The organism is Methyloceanibacter marginalis (assembly GCF_001723295.1).
Taxonomy (GTDB): domain Bacteria; phylum Pseudomonadota; class Alphaproteobacteria; order Rhizobiales; family Methyloligellaceae; genus Methyloceanibacter; species Methyloceanibacter marginalis.
This window is the reverse complement of the sequence record NZ_LPWD01000083.1, coordinates 1-3,779: the sequence shown is the minus strand read 5'-3', so window position 1 is coordinate 3,779 and position 3,779 is coordinate 1. Positions and strand designations below refer to the sequence as shown.

Sequence of the window (3,779 nt, the reverse complement as noted above, 5' to 3'; positions counted from 1 at the left end):
GCGGCCGGCGCGCACCGGCTGACGCTGCCCTTGCGACACGGTCACCCAATCGGCGTCCGGCATGTCTTCGACGCTGAGCGGCGTGACCGCATCGCCCTCCGCCGCCTTGCCGATCAGCGTGTTCAGCGCAGCCTCGTCCGGCCGCTCGGCGTACAGCGCGGAGACTTCGAATCGCCCATTGCCCAAATCGAAATAGCTCACCGACAGCGCTTGCGGGTCTTCCGTCTCGTCGAGCGCCCGCGCGATCCGGCCGGCAGCCCGGGGCTCCGCCTCGACGGTCGCGCGGTAGGTGGACGAAGCTTCTTGGGGACCCGTTTCCATGGTGCGGAAACTTAGAGGAGGGGGCCTTGGTCCGCCAAGAAGCTTCGCTGCGCACCTCGAGAGACGCTTATTGCGTCTCGGTGCGATCCTCGGCTGCCGCGACGGCCGGCGTGGCGAAGCACACCTGCGTGGCGGCCTCTTGAATGCACGGCGCACCCGCCGGCGAACCGCAGACCGAGGCGAGCTTGGCCTCGGCCACGCAGGTGCCTTTCGGCCCGCGCCAGCCCGGGCCGCCCTTGCAGCCGCAGCCCTTGCAGCTGCAGCCAATGGGGGCCGCCTGGGCGGAAACATGGACCATCCCGTAGGGGATGAACGACATGACGACGAAAACAGCCGTAACGATGAGACGCATGATCAACACTCCCTCTGAGAACAGAACGGGACCAATGTACCCTATTTGTTCTCAAAAAGAAAGCCGAATCCAGACCTCGGGCTTGGCGTGCCCGCAAAAACGGCGTGCGCCGGGATAGCGCTATTGCGCGCTCTTTAGGCTTCCACGGCCTCCCAGAGTGCCTCAATTTCAGGATCCGCGACGCCCAGTTCCGCCAAATGGGCGCGCACGCTTTTGATGTAGTCGTAGCTCGAACCGGCCACGCCCTCCGCCGCCAGGATCATGCCCGCGCGCTCTTCGAGCGTCAGCCCGTCCTCGATCAGACGCGGCCCGTCATAGATGTAGGTGAGCGCCCCGACGGTCCCCTCGGGCAGCGTGATGGGGACTTCCGTCGCCGCACAAATCTCCCGCGCGCAGAGATACTCCTCGATGTCGCTGCGCGCCCCGTCCTCGAACGCGAAGGCGACGCCGCGACACGTTCCCGTCCGTTTCAGGTTCAGCGTCAGCCCGGGGCATTCCGTCGTCCCCCAGCGTTCCAGCGATTTCTTGTTGAAGATGCGGCTGTGGCCTTCGAGGTCGGCCGGCATGCGCCTAAGACAACCGTATGCCGTCTCCCAGCCGTCCCACATCAGAGAGCCGTAGCCGAACAGCCACATCGGCGATCGTCACACCCGCTCGACGAACGTATCGACCACCTTCTTGCGCCCGGCCTTCTCGAAATCGACGGTGAGCTTGTTGCCGTCGATCGAGGCCACGCGGCCGTAGCCGAACTTCTGGTGGAAGATGCGCTCGCCCACGTCGACGCCCGAGCCTTCCGCCGTGCTCGCGGCGACCAGCGTGCCGTCGATGGTCAAGGGCTCGCGGCGTGGACCGGCGTTGCCGCGCTGGCGATTGCGCTGCGCCCGCTGCCAGCCCGGCGTGTCGTAGAAGCCGCTCGCGAAGAGAGTCTCCGCCGTATCGAACCGGCTCGGTCCGTAGCCGCGCGTCCCCTTGTCCTCGGCGACCTCGACATGCTCGTTCGGCAACTCGTCGATGAAGCGCGACGGCACCGCCGTCTGCCACATGCCGTAATTGCGCCGGTTCTGGGCGAAGGTGATCTTGGCGGTCTTGCGCGCCCGCGTCAGTCCGACATGGGCCAGCCGCCGCTCTTCCTCGAGCCCCGAGCGTCCCGCCTCGTCGAGGCTGCGCTGATGGGGCAGCAGCCCTTCGTCCCAGCCGGGCAGGAACACGGTGTCGAACTCGAGCCCCTTGGCCGAATGGAGCGTCATCAGGTTGACCCGGTCGGTGCCTTCCTCGGTCGCGGCGTCCATCACCAGCGACACGTGCTCCATGAAGCCGGCGAGCGTATCGAACTCGTCCATGAAGCGGATCAGCTCTTTCAGGTTTCCAGCCGCCCTTGCGCCTGCTGCGAGCGGTCCGCCTGCCACATGCCCGTATAACCGGACTCATCGAGGATCAGCTCGGCCAGCTCCGTATGCCGCATCCCGTCGACCAGCGAGCGCCAGCGGTCGAAGGCGGCGATCAAGTCGGCCAGCGCCTTGCGCGGTTTCGGCTTGAGCTCCTCGGTTTCGACGATCAGCCGCGCGGCCTGCATCAGGGGCACGCCGCTGGCCCGCGCGAGCTGGTGCAGCGCTTTGAGCGTGGCCTCGCCCAAGCCCCGGCGCGGCACGTTGACAATGCGCTCGAATTTCAGGTCGTTGGCCGGATTCAGCGTCACCTCGAAATAGGCGGTGGCGTCGCGGATTTCCTGGCGCTCGTAGAAGCGCGGGCCGCCGATCACGCGGTAGTCGAGGCCGAGCGTGATGAAGCGGTCCTCGAAGGCGCGCATCTGGAACGAGGCGCGCACCAGAATGGCGATCTCGTTCAGCGTATGGCCCTGGCGCTGGAGCTGCTCGATGTCCTCGCCGATAACGCGCGCTTCTTCCTCGTCGTCCCAGCAGCCTTCGACCACGACCTTGTCGCCGTCATCGCCGTCGGTACGGAGCGTCTTGCCGAGGCGCCCTTGGTTGTGCGCGATGAGTCCGGAGGCTGCCCCGAGGATATGCGCGGTCGAGCGGTAGTTGCGCTCCAAGCGAATGACCTTGGCGCCGGGGAAGTCCTGCTCGAAGCGCAGAATGTTGTCCACCTCCGCCCCGCGCCAGCCATAGATCGACTGGTCGTCGTCGCCGACGCAGCAAATGTTGTTGTTGCCCTGCGCCAGAAGCCGCAGCCACAGATACTGCGCGACGTTTGAGTCCTGGTACTCGTCCACCAGCATGTAGTGGAAGCGCTGCTGATATTTTTCGAGCACGTCCTGATGCTCTTGGAACAGCCGCAAGTTCTCCAGCAAGAGGTCGCCGAAATCGGCGGCGTTCAGCTCCTTCAGGCGGCGCTGGTAGAGCGCATAGAGATCGCGTCCCTTGCCGTTGGCGAAGCCGAAGCTCTCGCCGTCGGGCACGCGCTTGGGCACAAGTCCGCGGTTCTTCCAGCCGTCTATCATTGCCGCGAGCAGGCGCGCCGGCCAGCGCTTCTCGTCGATGTTCTCCGCTTCGAGCAATTGCTTGATCAGCCGGATCTGGTCGTCGGTGTCGAGCACCGTGAAGGACGGTTTGAGATCGACGAGCTCCGCGTGCCGGCGCATGATTTTGACGCCGATAGCGTGGAACGTGCCGAGCCACGGCATGCCTTCGACCACGCCGCCGATCAGCTGACCGACGCGGCTTTTCATCTCGCGCGCCGCCTTGTTGGTGAAGGTCACGGCGAGGATCTGCGAGGGCCGCGCCCGTCCCAGGCTGAGCAGATGTCCAATGCGCGTGGTGAGCACGCGGGTCTTGCCGGTCCCGCGCCCGCCAGCACCAGCAGCGGCCCCTCCAAGGTCTCCACCGCCTCGCGCTGCTCTTCGTTCAAAGCATCGAGATAGGTGTCGGGGCGCCGCCGCATGGCCCGTTGCGAGATCGGCAGCATCTCGTCGGAGGCAGGGTTAGGCTCGTCCTCCAGGGGGAGGGCCTCGGCGGCGGTTGCGCGAATCTTGGCCATGAAGCAGAACTATAGCACCCGCGGGCCAGGCGAAAGAAAGGCTGGCGGGACCGCGCGCCGCACCGACCGATCCTCGAGGCTCGTCCTGAGCATGACGCCGCCCAATATGCCG

Annotated in this window: 2 protein-coding genes and 2 pseudogenes; all 4 read right to left on the bottom strand. The window is 66.0% G+C overall.

The genetic code is table 11. From position 1 onward, the window contains the following. A pseudogene (locus AUC71_RS03905) lies at nucleotides 1–321 on the bottom strand (50S ribosomal protein L11 methyltransferase); the annotation flags it as partial. Between the two features lie 67 nt (nucleotides 322–388). After that, the gene (locus AUC71_RS03900; protein ID WP_141701434.1) at nucleotides 389–673 is read right to left on the bottom strand and encodes a hypothetical protein; all 285 of its coding nucleotides are present in this window, start codon (nucleotides 671–673) and stop codon (nucleotides 389–391) included. 134 nt (nucleotides 674–807) lie between these two features. Further along, the gene (locus AUC71_RS03895; RefSeq protein ID WP_069623211.1) at nucleotides 808–1,308 is read right to left on the bottom strand and encodes a gamma-glutamylcyclotransferase; all 501 of its coding nucleotides are present in this window, start codon (nucleotides 1,306–1,308) and stop codon (nucleotides 808–810) included. 9 nt (nucleotides 1,309–1,317) lie between these two features. Beyond that, nucleotides 1,318–3,595: pseudogene (locus AUC71_RS03890) on the bottom strand (UvrD-helicase domain-containing protein). Between the last annotated feature and the right edge of the window lie 184 nt (nucleotides 3,596–3,779).

Bases quoted from the DNA above. Each gene is read 5' to 3' on its own strand.
- AUC71_RS03900 (WP_141701434.1), bottom strand. From the start codon at position 673: ATGCGTCTCATCGTTACGGCTGTTTTCGTCGTCATGTCGTTCATCCCC.
- AUC71_RS03895 (WP_069623211.1), bottom strand. From the start codon at position 1,308: ATGTGGCTGTTCGGCTACGGCTCTCTGATGTGGGACGGCTGGGAGACG.